The organism is Streptomyces sp. NPDC051320 (genome assembly GCF_040682175.1).
In the GTDB taxonomy this organism is placed as follows: Bacteria; Actinomycetota; Actinomycetes; order Streptomycetales; family Streptomycetaceae; genus Streptomyces.
On sequence record NZ_JBFBAL010000052.1, the window covers coordinates 1 to 1,691 of the forward strand.

Sequence of the window (1,691 nt, forward strand, 5' to 3'; positions counted from 1 at the left end):
GTGATGTCGGCTGGTGTGCGGAAGCGGGCGGTGGAGGCATTGATGCGGTGGCCGTGTGCTTCCAGGAGTGGGCGGACTTCCTGACTCGCTCGGCAGATGGTCATGGCGGTGACGCCGAAGAGTTGGCCCAGGAGGTTCATGGTGGCGAGTTTGCGCAGGTGGAGCACGGTGGCCAGGATCCGATCGGCTGGGGTGAGCTTGGCTTTGGCGCCCGTTCCGGGTGCGACCAGACGCTCGTGGCCACGACGTGTGCGGAGCACTTCCTCGCGTTGAATCTCCAGCGCTGGCGTCAAGGTGTCGATGAGTTTGCTGAGTTGTTGGCGGGTCATACCGGTCAGTTCGGGGTCCTGCAGTAGACGTTGGGTGAGGCGATCCAGCCTGTTCGCCGGGGCCTGGTCTGACGTGCTGTTGATCTCCGTCGCGTCCAGCGGATGCTGGGGGTGCAGTGTGTAGTTCCAGTCGCCGTGGAAGCGGTGCCGGGTGATCGGCAGGTCGGCAATCTCCTCATCACTGACCTGGATGCCGGTGGGGTACGTATTGGTGTCGAGTTCGGCGTGCACCATCAGACCGGATTTGGTGGTGGTCGCGGCGATACTCTCGACGATGACTTCGTGGCTGGTCAGAGGCCTTCCCCGCCAGTTCATGGTGATGTGGGAGAACAGCCGGTGCTCGATCCGGTTCCACTTCGACGTTCCGGGAGGCAGGTGGCAGACGGTGACTGCCAGTCTGGCCTCGGCCGCGAACCGGGCGAGTTCGGTCTTCCAGGTTCGGGTGCGATACCCGTTGGAGCCGCCCGCATCGGCGGTGATCAGCAGTCGCCCGGCCGTCGGATAGGCGGCCCGCCCGGCTCCGTTCCACCAGCGGCGGATGGATTCGACGGCGAACGCGGCGGTGTCGTGGTCGGTGCCTACGTTGACCCAGCCGGTGTTCGCGGCGACATCGTAGATGCCGTAGGGCACCGCCTTGCCCAGCTCGCGGTCAGGGAAGTCGTGGGTGTCGACCCGCACCGGCTCGCCTTGGGGCTCCCATTCACGGCCGCTGTTCTTGAAGGGGCCGACCAGTTCCTTCTTCTTCGTGTCCACACTGATCACCGGGGACCCACTGTCCTGGTGGTTGCGGGCCTGCTCGTTGAGGTAATGGAACTGTGCATCCCGGTCGGGGTGCTGGTTGCCTTGGTCTTGGCGTTGCTCTGCAGGCTGAAGCCCTCCTCGCGCAGCAGGTCACCCACCGTGTCCGCGGAGATCCTGTGGCCTTGGCGGGTCAGCTGTTCGGCGAGCTTGCGAGTGGATTTGGTGGTCCAGCGCAGGGGCGACATGGGATCTCCGCGGACGTCGGGCTCGACCAGTGCGAGAAGCTCCTTGCGCACGGCTGGGTTCATGGCGACGACACGTTTGCGGCCGCCGCCGGGCCGGCGCACCCGGCCCAACGGTGCTTCCCCGGAGCCGAGTTCCCGCTTTCCCGCAGATACCGTGGCCTCACGTACACCGGCCGCACGAGCGACCTCTTTGATCCCTCCGTGGCCGAGGGACTGGGCCTCTGCTCCTATCAACAGGCGGCGTTGTCGTTCGTCGAGGTGCGGCAAAATCGCCACGAACTTGGCTGCCATCACGGCCCGTTGTCCTTCCAACCTGCTCATGCCAGACCAACGAACCACCGAGCGGAAAGCTACGAGTTAAAGATCTGCACGCCCT

Annotated in this window: 1 pseudogene; it reads right to left on the bottom strand. The window is 65.1% G+C overall.

Features of this window, described 5'->3' with window-relative positions:
- Positions 1-1,606: pseudogene (locus AB0M87_RS33320) on the bottom strand (ISAzo13 family transposase); the annotation flags it as partial.
- Between the last annotated feature and the right edge of the window lie 85 nt (positions 1,607-1,691).